Origin of the sequence: Hyphomonas sp., assembly GCF_036964145.1 — a bacterium.
Taxonomy (GTDB): domain Bacteria; phylum Pseudomonadota; class Alphaproteobacteria; order Caulobacterales; family Hyphomonadaceae; genus Hyphomonas.
On record NZ_JBALUC010000003.1, the window covers coordinates 1 to 20550 of the forward strand.

General features: G+C 59.0%; 17 protein-coding genes, 1 tRNA gene and 1 rRNA gene. 5 read left to right on the plus strand and 14 right to left on the minus strand.

The features are described 5' to 3' along the window. Positions 1-5: 5 nt before the first annotated feature. Positions 6-120, plus strand: a 5S ribosomal RNA gene (gene rrf / locus V7660_RS09720). A 162-nt stretch (positions 121-282) separates the two neighbouring features. Further along, positions 283-359, plus strand: a tRNA-Met gene (locus tag V7660_RS09725). Here V7660_RS09725 and V7660_RS17260 read toward each other — a convergent pair. From V7660_RS17260 to trbB, 12 genes are all read right to left on the minus strand, one after another. Continuing rightward, the gene (locus tag V7660_RS17260; protein WP_367173547.1) at positions 316-1902 is read right to left on the minus strand and encodes a recombinase family protein; all 1587 of its coding nucleotides are present in this window, start codon (positions 1900-1902) and stop codon (positions 316-318) included. The two genes, V7660_RS09725 and V7660_RS17260, sit on opposite strands and share 44 nt — an antisense overlap. 195 nt (positions 1903-2097) lie before the next feature. Next, positions 2098-2409, minus strand: a complete 312-nt coding sequence (locus V7660_RS09735) for a DUF736 domain-containing protein (RefSeq protein WP_013301538.1) — start codon at positions 2407-2409, stop codon at positions 2098-2100. 2 nt (positions 2410-2411) lie between these two features. Continuing rightward, a complete protein-coding gene (locus V7660_RS09740) occupies positions 2412-2648 on the minus strand; it encodes a DUF2274 domain-containing protein (RefSeq protein ID WP_084393364.1) in 237 nt (78 codons plus the stop codon). Further along, entirely contained in the window at positions 2648-3904 is a 1257-nt protein-coding gene (locus V7660_RS09745; RefSeq protein ID WP_290497606.1) for a TrbI/VirB10 family protein, read from the minus strand. Before V7660_RS09745 ends, V7660_RS09740 begins: the two co-directional genes overlap by 1 nt. Beyond that, the gene (trbG, locus tag V7660_RS09750) at positions 3901-4908 is read right to left on the minus strand and encodes a P-type conjugative transfer protein TrbG (protein ID WP_335602891.1); all 1008 of its coding nucleotides are present in this window, start codon (positions 4906-4908) and stop codon (positions 3901-3903) included. Before trbG ends, V7660_RS09745 begins: the two co-directional genes overlap by 4 nt. After that, positions 4905-5600: a conjugal transfer protein TrbF gene (gene trbF, locus V7660_RS09755; RefSeq protein ID WP_035552024.1), complete on the minus strand. Its 696-nt coding sequence runs from the start codon at positions 5598-5600 to the stop codon at positions 4905-4907. Before trbF ends, trbG begins: the two co-directional genes overlap by 4 nt. A gap of 4 nt (positions 5601-5604) precedes the next feature. Then, positions 5605-6924 (minus strand): P-type conjugative transfer protein TrbL, encoded by a 1320-nt coding sequence (gene trbL / locus V7660_RS09760; RefSeq protein ID WP_290497603.1) that lies wholly within the window; start codon positions 6922-6924, stop codon positions 5605-5607. 6 nt (positions 6925-6930) lie between these two features. Then, positions 6931-7632: a P-type conjugative transfer protein TrbJ gene (trbJ, locus tag V7660_RS09765; RefSeq protein WP_084393368.1), complete on the minus strand. Its 702-nt coding sequence runs from the start codon at positions 7630-7632 to the stop codon at positions 6931-6933. 10 nt (positions 7633-7642) lie between these two features. Then, positions 7643-10081: a conjugal transfer protein TrbE gene (gene trbE, locus V7660_RS09770; protein ID WP_335602892.1), complete on the minus strand. Its 2439-nt coding sequence runs from the start codon at positions 10079-10081 to the stop codon at positions 7643-7645. After that, entirely contained in the window at positions 10075-10329 is a 255-nt protein-coding gene (locus tag V7660_RS09775) for a VirB3 family type IV secretion system protein (protein ID WP_013301530.1), read from the minus strand. The genes trbE and V7660_RS09775 overlap by 7 nt, the downstream gene beginning before the upstream one ends. Further along, a complete protein-coding gene (locus V7660_RS09780) occupies positions 10329-10661 on the minus strand; it encodes a TrbC/VirB2 family protein (protein WP_335602893.1) in 333 nt (110 codons plus the stop codon). The genes V7660_RS09775 and V7660_RS09780 overlap by 1 nt, the downstream gene beginning before the upstream one ends. A gap of 12 nt (positions 10662-10673) precedes the next feature. Continuing rightward, complete coding sequence (gene trbB / locus V7660_RS09785) at positions 10674-11654, minus strand: P-type conjugative transfer ATPase TrbB (protein ID WP_335602894.1); 981 nt, start codon at positions 11652-11654, stop codon at positions 10674-10676. Positions 11655-11662: 8 nt separating this feature from the next. On the opposite strand from trbB, the gene V7660_RS09790 reads away from it, so the two are divergent. Then, positions 11663-12109 carry a hypothetical protein gene (locus tag V7660_RS09790; protein WP_335602895.1) on the plus strand — a complete coding sequence of 149 codons (447 nt, stop codon included), beginning with the start codon at positions 11663-11665 and terminating at the stop codon, positions 12107-12109. Between the two features lie 175 nt (positions 12110-12284). Next, positions 12285-17219, plus strand: a complete 4935-nt coding sequence (locus V7660_RS09795) for a DUF4011 domain-containing protein (RefSeq protein WP_335602896.1) — start codon at positions 12285-12287, stop codon at positions 17217-17219. 35 nt (positions 17220-17254) lie between these two features. Here the strand turns inward: V7660_RS09795 and V7660_RS09800 are convergent, their stop codons facing one another. Both V7660_RS09800 and traG read right to left on the minus strand, forming a co-directional pair. Continuing rightward, on the minus strand, positions 17255-17632 hold the full coding sequence (locus V7660_RS09800; RefSeq protein WP_335602897.1) for a hypothetical protein: 378 nt from the start codon (positions 17630-17632) through the stop codon (positions 17255-17257). Between the two features lie 3 nt (positions 17633-17635). Beyond that, positions 17636-19558, minus strand: a complete 1923-nt coding sequence (traG, locus tag V7660_RS09805) for an IncP-type conjugal transfer protein TraG (RefSeq protein WP_442910045.1) — start codon at positions 19556-19558, stop codon at positions 17636-17638. Between the two features lie 468 nt (positions 19559-20026). Here traG and V7660_RS09810 point away from each other — a divergent pair, with 468 nt between their 5' ends. Beyond that, positions 20027-20464, plus strand: a complete 438-nt coding sequence (locus V7660_RS09810) for an ATP-dependent nuclease (protein WP_335602898.1) — start codon at positions 20027-20029, stop codon at positions 20462-20464. The last annotated feature ends 86 nt before the right edge of the window (positions 20465-20550 follow it).

Here is a 20550-nt window from a genome sequence, read left to right on the forward strand (position 1 = left end):
GCCGACCCGGTGGTTATGGCAGGGGGTCCCCACCCGATCCCATCTCGAACTCGGTCGTTAAGCCCCCTTGCGCCAATGGTACTACGTCTTAAGGCGTGGGAGAGTAGGTCGCTGCCGGGTCCGCAGAACCCAGTCATACAAACTTGCAGACATATCTTTCCATTTACGACGATTTTGGTCGCTTTGCGGCCTGCCGCCCGGATCTTCCTGGCGGATATGTCCGGCCCTCGCGGCCGGATTTGCATTTCAGGGGTTAGCCTCTTAAATGTATCTACATGCTGACGCGGGATGGAGCAGTCCGGTAGCTCGTCAGGCTCATAACCTGAAGGTCGTAGGTTCAAATCCTACTCCCGCACCCATCATAAGAGTAGTTTGGCCGTCCTGAGAAATCAGGGCGGCCAAATCACCTTTTATAACAAGGTTATAGCCGCTCTCATTTTTGCGCGGCTCAAGGCAAATCCGTTGGATGGTCTTCCTCAAGACGGATCGGACCTCGTCAGCATCCGGAGACGGGTCCGAAACCACTTCCACAAGTGAGCCGATAAGCTCGGCATAGAGCTCGCCCGCGTTCGGATGAACGCTCACAACGGGCTCGCTGCCCATTGCCGCAAGTTTGCCCTCGTTTTCGACTTTTTCTGCTTCCAGGGCGACCAGCTTTTGCTTGAGGGCAGTGGTCGCGACTCCTTCAGCAATCGCATCGACAATCCGGTCGATACGCCTGCCGGCTTCAGCGATAGCCTTCTCAAGCTGAAACCGCTCGCTCCCAGTCGCCTTTTGTTGACGAACGAGTTCTGCGTGAAACTCGCGTGCGGCCGCCTTCTGCGCGTCCGGATGAAGCAGAGCGTTGTTCAGTCCTGCAAGGACGCGTTCTTCCAGTTCTTTGGCCGCAATGGTTCGATTGTTCGAGCAGGTACCCTTCTCGCGCCTTGTCGAGCAACCGTACCTGTTCTGAGAGACAATCGACATTGGACCGCCGCACACAGTACATTCCAGAAGCCCCGACAGGAGCCGTGTTGGCCGCTTCGCTCCACCACGTTTGCGGGAGTGCCTTTGTTGGCGAAGCTTCACAGCCTGCCAGAGTTCATTATCAACAATCCGAAGGTCCGGCACCTCATTGATGACCCATTCGCTTTCGGGGTTTGCCCGCATACGCTTCTTGCCGGAGAAGGGATCCGTGACCTTATGCCTGCGGTTCCAGATGCGGCGACCGATATAGAGTTCGTTGTTCAGGATGCCGTTGCCGGCATGCACCTGTCCATTGATCGTTGAGGCGCGCCAATCTGAACCGCGCGGTGCTGCGACACCTTCCTGATTCAACATGGCCGCGATGCTTCGCGGAGATTTTCCTTCAACGAACAGACGCATGATCCGTCTGATGGTCTCAGCTTCTTCGTCGTTGATGGTCAGGATGCCATTCTGTTCACCCGGTAGGATGTCGTAACCGTAGCAATGTCCTCCGGCCGATCTACCTGAATTCACAACACCAGTCTGACCGCGGCGCGTCTTCTTCGCCAGATCGCGCAGGAACATCTCATTCATCACGCCCTTGAAGCCGACATGCATCGAGTCGACTTCTCCTTCGGAAAGCGTGACGATCGACACGCCGTGAAAGGCGAGGATCTTGTAGATTGTGGCTGTGTCGGCTTGGTCGCGGGAAATGCGGTCGAGCGCCTCTGATACAACGACATTGAAGTGACCGTTCGCGGCGCCCCTAATCAGATCCTGTATACCGGGGCGCGTAACCATTGCGCCGCCCGAGATCGCGCGGTCTGAATAGACGACGGTTTCGGTCCAGGATTTCTGTTCTAGGTGTTGTCGGCAAAGAGCAATCTGGTCTTCGATTGAACGAATAGACTGAAGGTCCGACGAGTAGCGGGCGTAGATGGCGGCTTTTAGGGTCATGACCCTTTCCGATATGCCAACCTCGCATGATATCGCGCAAGCGCTTCGGCGAGATCAATCGCCCAAGATGGGGCTATTTCCCCAGAAAATTCGTCCTCGGGAGGTTCAGTTGGCTTCGCGATCGCCTTTGGAAGGCGACCGCGAGACACGAGTTTGGGGTATTTGCGGTTCACGGTCCGATAGGCAGAAGCTGATCTAGTTCAGCTTCTGACGGTTCCAGACCAGCACGCCGCTGCCATCTTCTTCCTTCTCGAAAAAGGCAGCTCTCAGTGGCTTCTCGAACCCCGGATCATCCAGCTTGACGGCAAGGTATGGAGTTTCGCCATCCTTGCTTTCCTCGCGCCAGGCGGCGCCGAGTTCTGCGCCTCCGGCGAAGATCCGGTAGTCCGGGCCGCCTTCGGCTTTCTCGGTCACCGGGACCATCTGGGCTTTCACATTGATTGTCATGGTCCGGATCGTCCCGGTCCATTTGCCATCCTTCTGGCTGAAGGTGCCAATTGTCGCCATTGCTATTCTCCTTTGCTGGCTCTGGCATGAAGGGCCTTGCGGGCCCGCTTGAACCCGGCATCCGATGCGAGGAAGGTTTCCAGCATGACAGGAACCAGGGTTTCGGGTTTCTCTTCGGCGCCATAGGTCTCGGCATAGATCGCCGCATAGTCGGCAAGCGCGGACGCGAGATCGGGTTCAACAGAGAGGGTCAGTTTGACCGGCGTGCGATCCGGCAGTTGGGCAATGCGAAGGCTCATCAGCGGCCTCCCTGAGAATAAGGCCGCAGCACGAGATCACGCGTCACGATGACCCGCACCGGCCAGCCGGGCCGGATACGAAGGGTCGGCTGGATGCCGAGGTTGCGATCAACGACGCGCTCCCCGGCCTCAGACACGCTGTCGCCGAACCCGCGCCGTATGGCACGTTCGATATCATCCTCGTCTGATCCTAGTTCCGCGCCGATGCCGAGAACGGTCGCAAGACCAGCGGCGACAAATACCCGGTCCCAGTGATGGTCTGTGCGGTCAGAAAGGCCCGCAAAACCCTGCTTGTCTGCGGCAGGTTCAGATATCTGCACAGAACTGCCATCCGGGAAGATCATTCGGTCCCAGATCAATAGTGCGCGCTGCTGGCCGAATGAGATTTCGGACTGGTAGCGCCCGATCAGCCGGGTACCCTGCGGAATGAGAAGATAAGCTCCGGTGACGGTGTCATAGACCGGCTGGGTGACCTGCCCGATGACCGAACCTGGCAGATCCGAGTTGAGGCCTGTCACAAGCGAAGCCGGGATAAGCGTGCCCGCCATGACCTGGTAGGGCGAGACCGGTGTCTCGAGATCATGCGGGTTGTAAATCGCCCCATCGCGTGCCTCGTCCGCGAAGGCGATCTTGCGGGCTTGCAAGTTGTCATCCTTACCTGGACCTGTCGGCAAGGCACCGGCGCTTTGGCTAGCGAGCGCCAGCAGCTCAGAGCCGAACGAGGCCGGAACTCCGGCAGACGGCAGGGATGCCGGCCCGATGCTCGGCCCAGCGCCAATGTCAAAGAATACGGAGGATTTGCCCGCTGCGTCGGCAAGCTTAGCCGCGACAAGACGTTCGGCCCGAAGGGCTTCATCTTCAGGCGAGGGCCTGAAATCATCCGAGGCTGCGACATCCCACTCCGGATCGAGCCCCCATTCGCGTTCCTCCGAAACCACTGTCCCGCCGAGGTCGCCGGCCATGGGTGCGCCAAGCTTTGGCGTTCCGGGCGACGGCGTCCAGGTCGCATACGACGAGGGAAGTTCTGCCAGTCCATCCGGCGCGCGCTTCGTGGCCGTGTTGTAAAGTTCCTGGCGATCCGCGGGATCGGCGGCCTTGGGCGGATCGAGCGCAATGGAGGCGGCAGCAAAGAGCCCCAGCACACCGAGCCCGGCGCCGACCATCAGGACTTTCCGGTTGATCCGTGTGACGGGTCGCGGCCGCGCGCGCAGTTTCAGGGCATCGGCCTGCTGCGGGAAAGGGGCTGGCTCGCTCATCCCTTGCTCCCGAACAGGCTCGCGAGACCAGACCTCGGTTCGCGTTTGCGGATCCGCACCACGGTCTGGGATTTCTCACCAAGGCGAAGCTCAGCGGCCCGGAAGAGATGATCGACAATGTAGTAATTGCCCTTGAGGCGATAATTGACGAGTTCGGCCTCGCCAGAAACGCCAAGGACAAAGAGGGGCGGGGCCTCCATAGTCGACAACCCTTCCGGCATCTGGATGAAAACCTGCCGCTCATCATCGAACACGCGGACGGGTCGCCAGTCTGGACGGTCACCATCGATCAGGTAATCAAAGTCCAGCCGGTCGAGTGCAACACCCGGCATGATTGATGTCTCTTCCCGCGCGAGCGCTACGCTGTTGCGAGAGATGAGTTGCGAGAGCTCGTCGGCCGGATAGCGCCAAGACAACGCCGCCATATAGGTGCCGTCACCGCTCTCCAGTTCCAGATGATAGGTCCGCCGGTCTGTCGCAATCATGAGATTGGTCGAGAGGCCGGCGCCGATCGGTTTGACCAGAACATGTGCGCGTGCTGTTCCGCCTGAACCGGAGGATGTATCTCCCACAATCCAGCGCACCGTATCGCCAGCCGAGACAGAGACCAGCGTCTCGCCGGGCTGCAGCGCAATGTCGGAGACCTGTCCCGGCGCGGCATACAATCTGTACAGCGCCCCTTCTGTATAGGGATAGACCTGAATGGCATTTACATAGCCGTCCACGGACGGTTCGATCCGGGCTTCTGATGTGCCCTTGCGGATCGTCTCGGAGGGCGAGGTATAGACACGGGTTACCGTGCGCTTGACCCCGTCGACCGGTTTCATCTGGCCGGGAAGCGGCAAAGGTGTTGGTGTTTCGACGATCTCGACAGGACGGGGCTCTGCGTCCTCGACCTGCGCGGCGGCGACAAACAGTTCCGGCTCGATCGGCGCGGCCTCCGGAACGCTGGCGCAGGCGGTGGCAAGGGCCAGTGTGGATACCAGTGTGGGAGTGCGGATCATGGGTTGTCTCCTGTGACAAGGTCTTCGCCCCAATTGAGGCTGTGGATGTAGAGGCCGAGCGGGTTGGCGCGGAGCGTCGGCGCATCGCGCGGCGGGGAGTGGATCAGGGTGAAGAGGCCGGTGAACCGTTTGACGCCGGTCAGCGCGCCATTCTCGTAGGTCTTCTCAAGCCAGCGCGCCTGGAAGGACTCGTCCGAGACGCGGACGACACTTACGACATCGACACTGCGCGAGCGACGTCCGATCTCGGCGAAGGGGTCATTGTCGCGGGCATAATCGCTGAGCGTGATGGCGGCCTTGTCGGTCACATAGTCATAGGCCGCCAACCAGTTCTGCCGGACAATGACCGGATCGATGGAAAGACTGCGGACATCGGAGATGAAGTTGGCGAGGTGATGGGCGACTTGCGCATCGGTCGGGTCGTAATTGGCGAGGGCAGGGCCGACGGCTTTCACAGAGCCTGTGTCGTCCACTTCGACCACATATGGCGTCACTGTGGATTGCAGGCTGCGCCAAACAAGGGCGGCTGAAGAGGCCGTCAGAAGGACCAGCAACCCGAGTGCCATCAGCCGCCAGTTCCTGGCCTGTACGCGGGCAGATCCGATCCGGTCATCCCAGATCTGGCCGGCTTTCTGGTAAGGCGTTTCGGGATGCGGGCTTTGCCCGTAATGGGTGGAAGTTCGCCTGAACATGGGATCAGTCCTCGTCTCTTTGAAGTTTCGGGTTCTCACCAGCCATGCCGCGGTCGCCATCTTTCAGAGCGTGCACAGTGATCGCGCCGGCATGCTGCAGGCGTTGTTCTGTGCGCAGGCGCCGGGCCCAGGCCGGGCTTGAACCGCTGGTTCCGGCATCGCTGACGCCCGTAGATGCTGTGCTCCCGCCGGTTGCCGCAAAGGCGGCTTCACTGCCGCGCCTGTAAGCATTTCGGGCGCCTTGCAAGGGCCGTCCGGCCATGCGCCGCATGGCGTCCGAGCCAGCCTGCGCCATACCTGTGGCTCCAGCGAGATGCCCGCGCCAGCCGGTGGCGCCGGAACCAAGCCGTCCAAGGTCATACGAGGTGCGAGCCGCGCCCGACATTGAGGCCCCGGCCTTGACCGCTGCCGACGCCCCGCCAATTGCGGCGCGTCCAGCAGCGACTGTGCCTGTGCCTGCGAGGATCGCGCCCGCACCCACAGCGGCTGTTGTGCCGACGACCGAGCCGGCGCCAAGCTGCGGCGCCCCGGTGACAAGGCCTGACGCAATTCCCGGCGCGAACACACCCATCCAGAGAAAGACGATGGCGGCAAGCACGGTGCCCATCACTTGCGCCAGAGTCGTATCGCCCGGCCCGGTGAAAGCATCGGTGATCGAAGCAAAGAGCGTTGAGCCGATCCCGACGACGATAGCGAGCACCATCAGCTTGATGCCCGAGGTGACGACATTGCCGAGCACGCGTTCAGCGAGGAAGCTGGTCTTGTTCCAGAGCGCGAACGGGATCAGTACGAACCCGGCCAGCGTCGTCAGCTTGAATTCCAGGATCGCCACGAAGAGCTGAACCGCGAGCACGAAGAAGGCGACGAGGATGATCGCCCAGGCCAGGAACATGACAGCGATCAGGATAAAATTGTGAAAGAAGCTGATTGGACCAAGCATGTCGCCGATTTCGGCCAGCAAGGGTTCTGCCGCCTCGAACCCGACCCCGGCAATATAGCCCGGTCGCATAAGGTCGCCTGCCGTCAGCGTGCTGGAGCCCGCCTTCACACCGAGGCTCGCGAAGCTCTCGAACACGATGTTGGCGAGCAGGGTGAAGTTGCCGATGATGAAGGCGAAGAAGCCGACATAGAGCACCTTCTTGAGGAGGCCCGACATGACGTCGGCATTCTGCGACAGCGCCCAGAAGAGACCGGCGAGCGTGATGTCTATGACTATCAGTGTGGTTGTCAGGTAAGCGACATCGCCGGCAAGCAGGCCGAAGCCTGAATCGATATAGGCAATGAAGGTTTCGAGGAACCGGTCGATGACGCCCATCTCTTCCATGACGGGTCAGTCTCCGAGGAAGGATTTAAGACGGGCCCGGCCGCGTTCGGCCTCTTCAAGCTCACGTGCCCGGTCGAAGGCTATGGCCCGGTAATGGGCGGCCATCAGCGCTTCCATCTGGATCAGCTGTTCGGCCGAGAGTGCACCGATCTGGTTGCCAGCCTGCAGGGCCTGGAGATTGCCGATGGCTGTCTGGCTCTCATCCACCAAGCCGGTCAGTGCCTCGGAATCCTCGGCATTGTTGCGCACGGTCTCAGCGACCATGAGGAGCGTGTGCTTGTGGGCATTGCGCGACTGGCGCCAGCGGGCGCGCGCATCCTCTACAAGTACATCGGACTGAGGCGGTGTGTCGCCATAGGTTTCAGGATAGAGGTTCTCATACTCCTCCTCGACCTCCTCGACGCCGTAGCCAATCCCTTCGGCGTCGCGCATGAGTTCTCCGATGCGGCGGATGCGGTCGGCAATGATGGCGCGGGCAACTTCGACAGGCAGGGTTTCCAAATCCCGCGCCATTTTCTCGATCATGTCGATCTCATGGGTGAGCTGGCGAACCTGGTTATCGATTTCCTGAAGCGCTCGCACGGCCTGCAGGATGTTCTGGGCGTGGTTGGCCGGGTCGTAGACAGCAAGCTGCGCCGAGGCGGGCGGGGCCATCAGGCCAGACAGCGGAATGGCAACAAGCGCGACGGAAGACAGAAGGGCTTTCATTTGGGGGCTCCTATTCAGCGGCGATTTGTGGGAGGGTTGCATCGGGCTGCCCGGCCAGCAGGTCTGCTGCCCAGCCGAGCTGTTTCAGCTGCAGCCAGCCGCGGGCGAAGCCCGTTTCTGCGTCGGCTTCGAGTAGCCCATCCATGAGCTTCTGGTCGGCAGGTGATGCCGCCCCGCAGAAGGCGAGGGCGACTTCACCAAGGCCAAGCTCGAAGAGCCGGCAGCCAAGCGGCGAGGTATAGTAATAGTCCCGCTTCGGGATGGCCTTGGCGAGAATGTCGATCTGGCGGTCATTGAGTCCGAACCGCCGATAGATCGCCTGGGCAGTCGGCTCGAGCGCCCGCTCATTCGGCAGGAAGATCCGTGTCGGGCAGGATTCGATCAGGGCCGGTGCAATCGACGCCCCCTCAATGTCGGCAAGCGACTGGGTCGCAAACACGACCGCCACATTCTTCTTGCGCAGCGTCTTCAGCCAATCGCGGAGGCGTGCGGCAAAGACCGGATGATCCAGGAAGAGCCAGGCCTCATCGAGAATGAGCAGGGTCGGGCGGCCATCGAACCGGTCCTCTAGCCGATGAAAGAGATAGGTGATGACCGGCGCGACCGCAGACGGGGTCTGCATCAGCTCGTCCATCTCGAAACAGGCAACCGACGAGAGGTCGCAGGCTTCTGAATCGCTATCGAGCAGATGCCCGTAGGCGCCTTCCAGCGTGTAGGGGTGCAGCGCCGCCTTCAGCGTATCGGATTGCAGGATCAGGCTGAGCCCCGTTAGCGTGCGTTCGGCAACAGGCGCCGAAGCCAGCGACCGCACCGCGTCCCACAAGACAGACTTCAGGTCTGGCGTAACGGTCACGCCCTCAGCTTCGATCAGGCCGAGCAACCAGTCGGCCGCAAAGCTCGCGCCGCGGTCTGTATTGATGTCCCGAAGCGGCTGCAAGGCCGGACGCTCATCGCCGGCCAGCGGCAGCCAGGTGCCACCCAAAGCCAATGTCACCGCCCGCGCCGACCGTCCCTTGTCGAAGAAGAAGACCTGCGCGCCCTCATAGCGTTTCCATTGCGCCGCGAGCAGCGACAGGAGCACCGACTTGCCGGATCCCGTCGGCCCGATGATCAGCGCATGGCCGACATCGCCGACATGCAGGTTCAGCCGGAACGGCGTCGTGCCCTCCGTTTGCGCTTCTATGAGCGCGCGGTCCGACAGATGGTCATTCCACGCCTCGCCTGCCCAGACTGAAGAGATCGGCACGAGGTGAGCGAGGTTCAGTGTGTGCAGGATCGGCTGGCGGACATTGGCATAGACATGCCCCGGCAGGGAGCCAAGCCAGGCTTCGACGGCGTTCAGCGTCTCGCGGATGGTTGTGAACCCGCGCCCGTTGATTACCCGCTCGACCGCGCGGGTGCGTTCCTCGACCTCTTCGCGCGAAGTGCCCATGAGCGTCAGCGTCGTGGTGACATAGCCATAAGAGACAAGGTCCGAGCCGAGCTCCTGCAGCGCCGCATCGGCATCGGCGGCCTTGTTGTCGGCATCATTGTCGAGCAGGGCGGCCTGCTCGTTGAACAGCGTCTCCCGCAGGACTGCGCCGACGGATTTGCGCTTCGCAAACCAGTGCCGCCGCTTCTTCGCGAGGAGCTTTTCGGCCTCGGCCTTGTCCATCGCGATATAGCGCGTTGCCCAGCGATAGGAAAAGCCGAGCCGGTTAAGCTCATCCAGCATGCCGGGCAGGGTCGAGGCCGGAAAGCCAAGCAAAGTCAGCGTTGCAAGGTGTGCCTCGCCGATGCACGGCTCCAGACCGCCTGCAAAGCATTCATCCGCGAGCACCGCGTCCAGAAAAACCGGCAGTTCTGGCACCGACACCGCATGCCGTTTCGACGAGATGCAGGCATGTAGATAGGTGAGCGTCTCTGCATCCGAGAGCGGATGGATCTCATCCAGGGCGGTTGAAAGGAGATCGAGCGTCTGCGCCGCGCGCGTCTGGAAATGTTCCAGCCGCTTGCGCCAGTCCTCGCCATCCCGCTTCCCAGGCCTCTCGATCAGCGCCTTCTCGGCCCGTCCCGTCGCATCGGCCGGCGGGAGCCAGAGCAGCGTCAGATAATAGGCGCTCTCGAACCGGGCGCCGGTCTCCTCGGCGGCGGCGCGCAGCTCCTGCTCAATCAGCCAGGCGGCAGCGCAGTCAAAAGAGCTCTCTTCCAGAGCAATAGCTTCCGCACGTACCGCCTCGAAGAACAAAGCCCAGCCGGACCCGAACCGGCGGAGCACATTATTGACCCGTGCGGTGACTGCAACGAGTTCGGCTTCCGTGGAGCTTTCAAGGTCGGGACCCCGATAGCGGAAGCTTGTCTGGAAGGCGCCGTCCTTGTTGAGGACGACGCCCGGCGCGACGAGGCACGCCCAGGGGAGGTAGTCTGAGAGTTGTGCCGGTTTTGCCGCGTATTCGGAGAGGTTCAGCATGAAAGATGTTCCTTGTGACGGGCAGACCGGATCGCGACCGCGAGAAAGTCGGGGTCAGACCGGGCCATGAGGACGGCTAGCGAGTGTCCCGCCACCCAGACCACAAGCCCCGGTATCCAGAGCCTGAGACCGAGCGCCAAAGCCGCCGCGATCGTCCCGATGGCAATGGCGGCCGAGCGCGGCGCGCCTGCCATCAGGATGGGTTCGGCGAGCGAGCGGTGGAGGGGGATCTCGTAGCCGTCGAGCATCAGAGCACCGCGCCGCCGCCGAAGCTGAAGAAGGTCAGGAAGAAAGACGTGGCCGCAAAGGCGATGGACAGGCCGAACACGATCTGGATCAGCTTGCGGAACCCGCCGGATGTCTCCCCGAAGGCGAGCGTCAGGCCAGTTAGCGTGATGATGATGACCGCCACAATCCGGGCGACCGGTCCTTCGATCGATTGCAGAATCTGGTCGAGCGGGCCTTCCCACGGCATCCCGGTGCCGGCGGCATGGGCTGGAAGTGACAACACACTCACCGACGCCAGCAGCACGCCGGTCTGAAGCGATCGGTTGAGGGCCTTGATCTGATCGTAGAACATCTGTCGGTCTCCTTAGTTGACGATGTTGAGAAAGGGGGCGGCGAGCGGCTCAGTCCGGTATTCGGTGCCGTCAAAGCCGGTAATGCGGAGCGCCTGCTCGACGCGGCGCGAGCCGCTCGCGCGGGACATGAACACGATCACGTCGACCGCTTCGCCGATCAGGGCATGGGGAAGGGCGGTCGTCGCTTCCTCGACCAGCTGTTCGAGCCGGGTGAGCGCGCCTGAGGCGGAGTTTGCATGCAGCGTCGTGATGCCGCCCGGATGGCCGGTATTCCAGGCCTTGAGGAGGTCGAGCGCCTCGCCGCCGCGGACCTCGCCGACAATGATCCGGTCCGGCCGGAGCCGCATGGTCGAGCGGACAAGATCGCGGAGCGTGATGCCTGACCGGTGCGTCCTGAGCTGCGTCACATCCTCGGCCGAACAGCGAAGCTCGCGCGTGTCTTCCAGGATGACGATCCGGTCCTCTGAAAGAGCAGGTTCGGACAACAAGGCATTGGCAAAGGTCGTCTTGCCCGACGATGTCCCGCCGGCAACAACGATATTGAGTCGGTCTTCCAGCGCCTGCCGTAGCCCCACACAGAGCGCCGGCGTAAGCGCACCCGTTTCGACATAGGTATCGAGCGCGATGGGCTGACCGGCCGGTTTGCGGATCGCAAAGCAGGGCGCTTCAGACACCGGCGGCAGGATGCCTTCGAACCGTTCGCCGGAGCCTGGCAGTTCGGCCGACACAATGGGTGAGGCCCGGTCGCAGGCCTCCCCGACAGAGGAGGCGACCAGCCGGATGATCCGCTCGCGTTCGGCGCGGCCAAGCGTCTCCGCCGCCCGCCGCAAACCAAAGCCTGCCTTCTCGACCCAGACCGACCCGTCGGGATTGGCGAGTATCTCGATCGTGTCGGGCGCCGCCAGCGCCGCCCCCACCGGACCGTCAAAAGCCGTGCGGAGCATCGCCATGCGGCGGGTCTCGGTTTCGCTGGACTGGGGCAGGGCAGACATGGCAGGGCGTGGTCCTCATCGGTGATGGGACAAGCATCAAGGCATCAAACGGCGCCGCCCAGTTGGGGCTGGAGGACACGAAAGGCGCCTACGGGACCTACGAGGACGCAGAGGGGCAACTCACCGAAAATCGCGCTGCAGAGATTGAGAGCAAACCGGAAAGCGAAAAAGAACAAAACGCAAACAATAAGCAGAAGCCTATGGGTCGTTACAAATCCGTTCTCATGGCCGAAAAGGATGCGCGGGACTTCCCGCACCATGTCGAACTGCCAATCCCGCCCTTCGGTCTGGGCAAGCGCCTCGACATCATCGCCGCCTGGCTCAACACGCATATCGGCCCCGAATGGCGCTCACACAGCCATTTGGAGAAGGGCGAGCATACCGCCCGTTATATGTTTAGGTCAGAAGAAGATGCTGCAGAGTTCGAAACGGCGATAAAGAGCGAGAGGTTCTGATCATTTTAGATTGAAATCGGGTGGTTGAATAATTGCGCTCCTGATGTGCTAATGCACTTTTTGCATTGCCGCTATCAGAGGATTCGAAATGGAGGCGAGCCAGGCCCGCAGAACCCAATCAGATTCCAACGCGGACCAGCTCGCCACGATTGCGTCGACGATCGAAAAGTTGCGATTGAAGCTCCTCGATTTGTCGCTTCGCAATCCGCTGTTGAACTTCAAATTCACCAAACGAACGCTTCGACTGATCGACGAACTCCCTGATCAGGTGTTTTCGTCCCTGATTGACGGAAGAAACTTTTCCTTCCTCCCGCTTCCCGAGCCAACTCAGGCAGAACTCGATAATTGGGAAGCGGCTACGAAGCCTCCCGAAGAGTTCATGCTGACGAGTGAAGAGCTGACCGAAGATGCATCAGATGTCAGCGCAGCGAAGCGGCGTGATATTCCGAAAAGGGATTGGGCGAAGCACAAAGGCATTATTCCAGAATTCGACCTTCCTTCTGATCCGGGGGAAGGGAGTAGAAGGTCAGTCCATCGAGACCAGAAACTTCAGACACTGGAATGGTACGACTCCCTGGAGTCAGCCGTCAGGAAGCTCGCGCAGGACGCAAGATCCGCGATCAATGAAACCGGCTCGAACATGCTATTCTTGGGATTTGGCTTCCTTGAGTGGCGAGAGACCGCGGAAAGTAAGACGCAGCTTGCGCCGCTGATATTGTTGCCAGTGGAACTTGTTCGCCCTGAAGTCCGGCGAGGGCCAAGAGCATACAAGCTGCAAGCAAATGGCGACGATGTTCAGATCAATCTCGCACTCCGTCAGAAACTTGAAGCCGACTTCGGAATCTCTCTTCCCGAGTATGAGGATGGAACCGCACTCGAGGAATATTTTGATGCCGTCAAGGAAGCGATCGGGGAAAACCGTGATTGGGTGGTTCGGCGCCAGATATTCTTGAGCCTCATTTCGCAATTGGGGCGACTGCTACTTTATAATGACCTCGATCCTTCAAATTGGCCCGGTCGAGGGATTTTCGCGAAGAACGAACTCGTTAGATCCTTGCTTGGTGCAATGTTGGAAGATGCAATTCCGACAGGAGCGATAAGTTACGAAGTCTCCGAACAAACCATTTCACAGGAGATGGAAGTCCCGCTCATTGACCGCGCCGATAGCTCACAGCTCGAAGCGATCCGTCTGGTTCTTGAAGGAAAGAACCTGGTGGTTCAGGGTCCTCCAGGGACCGGAAAGTCACAAACGATTACAAACTTGATTGCCGCGCTCGTCAGCGAGGGCAAGTCCGTTTTGTTTGTTGCCGAGAAACTGGCAGCCTTGCAGGTCGTGGAGCGACGACTATCGGGACTTGGTTTTGACCCGTACTGTCTCGAACTCCACAGTCACAAGACGCAAAAGAAAGCGCTTCTGGAAGCGCTCCGGACGCGTTTTGAATCGCACCAACCGCGAGTGAGGAGTGATCTGTCGAAGCTCAAGGAGAAGGCGGCGAACGTCCGACAAAGCTTGAACGACTATGTTACAGCAGTAAGCGCAAACACATCGGCTGGAAGCTCTGTTGCTGATCTGCTGCTTGGTGCCGGGCGACACACTTTGACAATCGGTGAAACCGCCAGAACTGTGGACCGATTGCGTTTGCCCGAACTCGTGTCGAAGGGACTCAGCACGCTGAGGGACACCCCGATTGATATCGAAGCGCGAGAGGATTTGCTGACGGATCTGGCCAAGACGGCGAAAGAAGTCTCCTCCGACGAGCCGATCAGCGCCAGCCCTTGGTATGGAGCGGGCAACCTCAGCCTTCTAGAAAGCGACAGGCCCCTCATTGAAGGCCAATTGAACGCATTTGCCACGGCACTCAAAAAATTTGACGGGCTCTTGGCTCAATTAGACTCAGACTACGGATTGAGCCTGCAAGGGGTCAGTCCGGAACGCGTTCTGAATATGTGGGAGTCGACCAAGATCGTTACCACGTCGAGAGCGCGAATAGTGGGTGCCACGAAAGACTTCGACGCACTCGCTGATCACCTCTCGCTCCGTGTCAGTCCTTCATGGAAGATGCTGCGCCGCATTGTGGATCTCTGCGAAGTCGGGAAGACGGCGCCAATGGCCTGGCTAAACTACAGCAAGCCTGAAATGGATGAGCCGGATGCAGATGTCCAGCTGGCAAGACTTCGATCGGAAGCGGAGGAGTTAAGCGCAGGCTTCGATGCCATCGAGGAGCATCTCCTTCGTGCGCGAACATCCCATATCGGTGACGCCGACCTTCTTTTGCACAGTTCAAACCTTGCTACAATTTCCCCGATTGCGCGCTTCTTTTCGAAGTCCTGGAAGGAAGCCAAATCCGCCATCGTGTCTCTTGGAGGAAACTTTTCGTCAGAGAAGCCGGATGTCTGGGCACTTCGCTTAGCCGAATTGGCTGGCCTGCTGCAACGGAGGGAGGCCTTGGCAACGGACAAGGCGGGAAAGCGTCTATTCGACCAGCTCTTCGATGGCATAGATACTGAGTTTGCCGTTCTCGACGAAATCGTCAGCTGGAGACGACGTGCAAGAAAGGCGCTTTCGGGAGATGCAGAAGCAGACAGGCTCGCAGACTGGCTTCTTTCGCAAGACTTCCGTTCGATAGAGCGTGTTGCCAGCATAGAGCTGAATTCGCCTAAGGCGGAGCTTCAATGGGCAACGGATCTCGGCGGTAGCTCCGTTATGGAAAGCTATCAATCTGACTTCTGGACTGGATTGGTTTACGCCTTCGCTCCTGATGAATTTCGACCGCTATTGACGGCTGAAGAAGGCGGTACGCCTGAAGCTGCGATTGAGATAATTCAAAAGACCGGCGAGGCTGCAAACGGATTAGTTCGTGCGCGGCACTCTGTTGACACAACACTCGGGCGGAACACCGACGCAGACTGGCTTTCAATAGAAGATGAGATGGCGAGGGTGCACCGCCAGCTAAATCGTCTCGATAATCTGCCAACCTGGATTCGCTATGCTCGGTATCGGAAGGCAGCTCTGGATGCCGCAACAGCACCGCTCATACGAGCTGCTGAAGAAGGCTATCCGCTCTTTGAAGATCTCGCAGGTGTTTGGCGATACTGCGCCTATCGCAGCTCGGCTCAAGCGGTATTCAAGGCCTCTCCGCCGCTGCATGAAAAGAACGGAAGCGAGAGGGACCAGGAGCGGAAGATCTTTCGTGCGCTTGACGAGAGCATTATGGAGGCGAGGCGGTCAGAAATCGCAGCCAAGGCACATAGCAGGCGACCACCTCCGGGTAGATCGTCGGCGCGGGTTGGCGATCTCACCGAAATGGCTCTGTTGTCGCATCAGTGGGGTCTACAGCGGCCTCGGATGTCCATTCGCAATTTGATGGACAGGTCCGGAAATGCAATTCAGGCACTGAAGCCGTGTTTCATGATGGGCCCGCTTTCAGTTGCTCAATACCTGAAACCCGGCGGCCTTCAGTTTGACGTTGTCATAATGGATGAAGCCTCGCAGATGCGCCCCGAGGATGCCTTGTCTGCGGTGGCGAGAGGAAAGCAGTTGGTTGTCGTTGGGGATGACAAGCAATTGCCGCCCACGAATTTCTTCAACAAGATCGGTCTGGAGGGCGACGGAACCGAAGACTACGACGAGGAAGTTGTAGGCGAGAAGGAAGAGAGTATCCTCTCTCTTGCTGCGTCAAAGTTCGATAGCCGCATGCTTCGATGGCATTATCGGTCGCGGCACGAGAGCCTCATCGCGTTCTCAAACTCGTGGTTCTACGACAACAAACTGATCGTCTATCCCACGCCAAACAATACAGGTGATCGTTTGGGAATAGACTTCAATTACGTACCCACGGGCAGGTTCGACCGCGGCGTAAATGATGAAGAAGCGCGCACAGTGGCGAAGGCCGCGATACAACACATGCGAGCCCGCCCCGAGCAGTCATTGATCGTCGTTGCGATGAATTCAGCCCAGCGAGACCGGATCAGACAGTACATCGACGAGCAGACCCGAAACGACGTTTCCATTGTCAGAGCTGAAGAGGATTCCAGCAGGGGAGAGCCGTTCGACGTAAAGAACTTGGAGAATGTGCAGGGGGATGAGCGCGATGTGGTGTTGTTGTCCATGACCTACGGGCCGAGTCCTGAGACCGGGAAGGTCTATCAGCGCTTCGGCCCGATCAATCTCGAACACGGCCATCGCAGACTAAACGTCCTTTTCAGCAGGGCACGAGAACGCATGATTGTCTTCTCTTCGATGAAGGCATCCGAGGTGCTTGTGGGTGAAAGCTCAAAGCTTGGCGTCAAGGCATTGAGCGGCTTCCTCGAATATTCGGAAACCGGCATCCTGCCTGGCAGGGTCGTGCCCGTGGGAAGTGGCCGGGAACCTGACAGTGATTTTGAGATAGCGGTTGCTGAGGCGCTGCGTCTAAAGGGTTATGAGGTCGTCGCACAGCTAGGAGTGGATGGATTTTTCCTGGATCTGGCTGTGAAAGACCCTGAGGCACCACAGACTTATTTGATCGGCATTGAATGTGACGGAGCGAGCTATCATTCGAGTAAATCGGCCCGTGACCGGGATAGGCTCCGCCAGGATATATTAGAGGGCCTAGGCTGGAGAATTGAGCGCATCTGGTCGACCGATTGGTTCCAGGAGCCGGGCCGGGAGCTCTCCCGGATAATTGATGCGATCGAGGACGAAAAAGCCCGCAGGATTGCTCAAAGACAAAGACCGATGTCGCCCGAGCGCCGGTCACCTCCATCTGTGGAAGAAGACATCTCCTATCAGGATGGTGCGGAGCAAGAAGAAGATTCGGAGTATCTCGACCCAGACGATACGGTGCTCGAAGAGGCGCCGGCTCAGGATCGGCGAATGTCACGAAGTGAAGCCCGAGACGTTTTGATCCGGCTGCGCGAGGACACGATTAAGCCAAGCATGCCCGAAGTTCCGCCTGAACGCGGTTTGCTTCGAAAAGTCATGCTTGAGACGCTTCTGGCGCACTTGCCGCAAGACGAAACTGAATTCCGCGACATGATCCCGCTGAAGCTAAGAGAAGGTACCGACTCGGAACAGTTTTCGACGTTCGGAAAGATTGTCTTTCGTATTCTGAGGCAAGTGAGCGCCTAGACCATGCAGTTCAGTGCTTCGAGGAGGCATGCATCCTAATTCCAGATGTGCGGGTTGGAGCGCTCGACGACGCGCTTCGTCAGCGCTTCCAACTCAATTCTTGCGCGCGCCGCATCCGCCGGCGTCTCGAACGGGCTCTTGCCAGGCCGCTGCCGCAACCATTCGAATATGAACTCGATTAGAAGGTCCGTTTGAAAGGCGGTGCCTGTCTCTAACTTCTCGATCTGGTCTTCGATCCGTTCCAGCCGCTGGATGATCGCCGCATCGGGCCGGTCTTCAGGCGGCGTGAACAGTAGCGTCAGTGCCTCGTCGATCAGGCTGCCGACATGGACACCATGTTCGGCAGAGAACTGCTTCACCTTGCGATGGTTCGTCTCGGAAACGCGGATATGAAGCCTTGGATTGCGCGCCATCTCCTAAAGCTCCCGTCCGCCATTTTCCTGAACTTGAAGGTAGTAGCGCGCGATCTGGTCCTGTATGCCGCCCCGCTGTTGCGGCGCGCGCTCTTCCTCACTCGCAATATCCTGCGAGATCTCATCCTCATTGCCGATGTCCGGTCCCACCGCTCGCGCCAGCCCGCCGGAATTACCGTCCGAGGGCGATGGTCCAGATTGGTGATAACCGCCAGATCGCGATGTATCCCCGCCGGCAGCGGCAATCGGCAATGCGCCCACCCGCTCTGTGAAGTTGCGATCTTCATAGTAGCGGAGCTTCTTCGCCCGGATCGGCGGATGGCTGGCCAGAAAGATCAGTGCGTCATCCGCCGGCATCTGCATCACCTCGCCGGGTGTGAGCAGCGGCCGTTGGGTTTCCTGCTGGGAGACCATGACATGGCTGAGCCAGGGCGCGAGCCGGTGCCCGGTATAATTCTTCTGGTTTCGCTGCTCCGTTGTAGTGCCGAGCATGTCGGAAATACGCTTGGCCGTGCGCTCGTCATTCGTCGCGAATGCAATCCGGACATGGCAATTGTCGAGAATTGAATTGTTCTGCCCATAGGCCTTCTCGACCTGGTTCAGAGACTGAGCGATCAGAAAAGCTCGAATGCCGTAGCCTGCCATGAAGGCGAGCGAACTCTCGAAGAAGTCGAGCCGCCCGAGCGCAGGAAATTCATCGAGCATCAGCAGCGTCTGCCGGCAGTTTTGTCCATCTGGAAGCTCTTCGCAAAGCCGCCGTGCAATCTGATTGAGGATCAACCGCATCAACGGCTTCGTCCGTGACAGGTCAGACGGCGGAACCACCAGATACAAGGACGCAGGACTTTCGCCGCGAAACAGGTCCTCGATCTTCCAGTCCGAGCCGGAAGTTGCGCGCTGGACGACCGGATCGCGGTAGAGCCCCAAGAATGAAATCGCCGTCGACACGACCGACGACTTTTCATTCTCCGACTTGTTCAGGAGCTCACGCGCCGCTTCCGCCACAACTGGATGCGTCAATGGCCGGTCACGGCTCCCCAGATGGTTCGCTTCAAGCATGCGCTCCAGCGTGTCATCGATCGGCCGGGCCGGATCAGAGAGCAGCGTCGCGACGCCCGCGAGTGATTTGTCATCTTCGGCGTAAAGAACATGCAGGATGGCACCGACCAGCAGAGAGTGAGCTGTCTTGTCCCAATGGCTTCGCCGCTCGAGGGAGCCATCCGGATCGACGAGTATGTCCGCCACATTCTGCGCGTCGCGGACCTCATGCACACCAAGCCGCACTTCAAGCAATGGGTTGAACCGCGAACTCGACAAATCCGTCGGATCGAAGCGAACGCATTGAGAGAAGTCCGATCGCCACTTCGACGTCAGTGCCCAGTTCTCTCCCTTGATGTCATGAATGATCGCATTGCCTGTCCAGGAAAGAAGGGTAGGGATAACCAACCCGACACCCTTGCCGGACCGGGTCGGCGCAAAGGCCATGACATGCTCGGCGCCTGCATGTCGAACATACCGGCCTTTGAACCGTCCGAGCACCACACCTGACGAACCAAGCAGACCAGATCGCCGAACATCCCGAACCGATGACCAGCGCGCCGAGCCATAAGTCGTCGCATTCTTCTCACGTCTTGCCCGCCACAGCGACGCGATGATCGCCATCACGATGCCGGCTATCCCACCGAGCGAGGCAATCAAACCTGCACGCGCAAACACGTCCGGAGCATAAGCATCATAGGCATACCACCACTGGAATAGCCGCCACGGCTTGTAGACAGGCTGACCCGCAAGCTCGAACCATGGACCACCCAAACGTGGCTGATGATCCAAAACGCCTGCCACCCATTGCGTCGCCACCCACACCGAACAGGTGATCAGCAAAAGCGTCAGAATAAACTGACCGAGAAGAAATTTTGTGGGGGTAATGGTTTGTTTCCTCCGCCACTGCGAGGCGCAATAATGCCATTCCGGCTTGGAATTGCGAGGGGACTTCTGGGGAGTTCTAAGTGGTCAGTTGTGACACTCTCATCGCAGAAGTTGTCGTCAGCGGGGATGGCCGATTCGTCAGAAGCAGACACAATGAGATTACAAATTGCCCCTAAAATTGCACGATAAATGGGTCTTTGACCGTTCAAACAATCTGCACTCTAATGTTCGAAAGCGGTGAGATCGCCTCTCGGCATCCGCATAGCCGAGGTTCAAAAACACCTCGTTGAGCATTTCTGAGCGAGATTAATCTGTCAAAGCGAAGCGTGAAGTGAATTCTCTTACAAAGAAATACTGCGAGTATAAAAAGCCAAATGAAATTACTTCGTTTGACCTCATTCCAATACAATCTGAATCTGGCGAGAAGAGCGTAATGCGGTCAAAGATGTTGGCGAAGGACTCGGCCAGATGAGAATTGAAAGCGTCGGCATTAAAAACTTTCGCGCGTTCAAAGACTGCACGATCCATTTTGACGACTATACCTGCTTGGTCGGGGCCAATGGCGTTGGTAAGTCCACAGTTTTGGCCGCGCTGAACGTCTTTTTCGGCTATCAGGATGGAAACGCGACCGACGTCAGGAATCTGGCAGATGAAGACTTCTTTCAAAAGGACACGTCCGAACCGATCGAAATCAAGGTCACGTTTGGCGATCTTTCCGACGAAGCCCGGGAAGATTTTAAGCACTATGTGCGCGGCAATAAGCTGATCGTTACAGCGCGTGCTGAATTCTCGGAAAGTGGCGCCGGCATTCGGCAGTACGGATCGCGTATGGGGATCGGAAAGTTCAGGCCGTTCTTCGAAGCCCAAAGCGCGAAAGACAAGAAAGCGGTTTATGAAGACCTCTAAGGCTCATTCACCGAACTGCCGAAATGGTCGAGCGCGGCGGCCGGGCAGGAAGCGCTTAACAGTTTTGAACAAAGCCATCCCGACCT

Bases quoted from the DNA above. Each gene is read 5' to 3' on its own strand.
- trbG (WP_335602891.1), bottom strand. From the start codon at position 4,908: ATGATCCGCACTCCCACACTGGTATCCACACTGGCCCTTGCCACCGCC.
- V7660_RS09800 (WP_335602897.1), bottom strand. From the start codon at position 17,632: ATGGCGCGCAATCCAAGGCTTCATATCCGCGTTTCCGAGACGAACCAT.
- trbF (WP_035552024.1), bottom strand. From the start codon at position 5,600: ATGTTCAGGCGAACTTCCACCCATTACGGGCAAAGCCCGCATCCCGAA.
- V7660_RS09735 (WP_013301538.1), bottom strand. From the start codon at position 2,409: ATGGCGACAATTGGCACCTTCAGCCAGAAGGATGGCAAATGGACCGGG.
- V7660_RS09745 (WP_290497606.1), bottom strand. From the start codon at position 3,904: ATGAGCGAGCCAGCCCCTTTCCCGCAGCAGGCCGATGCCCTGAAACTG.
- V7660_RS09780 (WP_335602893.1), bottom strand. From the start codon at position 10,661: ATGTTCTACGATCAGATCAAGGCCCTCAACCGATCGCTTCAGACCGGC.
- V7660_RS17260 (WP_367173547.1), bottom strand. From the start codon at position 1,902: ATGACCCTAAAAGCCGCCATCTACGCCCGCTACTCGTCGGACCTTCAG.
- V7660_RS09775 (WP_013301530.1), bottom strand. From the start codon at position 10,329: ATGCTCGACGGCTACGAGATCCCCCTCCACCGCTCGCTCGCCGAACCC.
- trbL (WP_290497603.1), bottom strand. From the start codon at position 6,924: ATGGAAGAGATGGGCGTCATCGACCGGTTCCTCGAAACCTTCATTGCC.
- trbB (WP_335602894.1), bottom strand. From the start codon at position 11,654: ATGTCTGCCCTGCCCCAGTCCAGCGAAACCGAGACCCGCCGCATGGCG.
- trbE (WP_335602892.1), bottom strand. From the start codon at position 10,081: ATGCTGAACCTCTCCGAATACGCGGCAAAACCGGCACAACTCTCAGAC.
- V7660_RS09810 (WP_335602898.1), top strand. From the start codon at position 20,027: ATGAGAATTGAAAGCGTCGGCATTAAAAACTTTCGCGCGTTCAAAGAC.
- V7660_RS09740 (WP_084393364.1), bottom strand. From the start codon at position 2,648: ATGAGCCTTCGCATTGCCCAACTGCCGGATCGCACGCCGGTCAAACTG.
- trbJ (WP_084393368.1), bottom strand. From the start codon at position 7,632: ATGAAAGCCCTTCTGTCTTCCGTCGCGCTTGTTGCCATTCCGCTGTCT.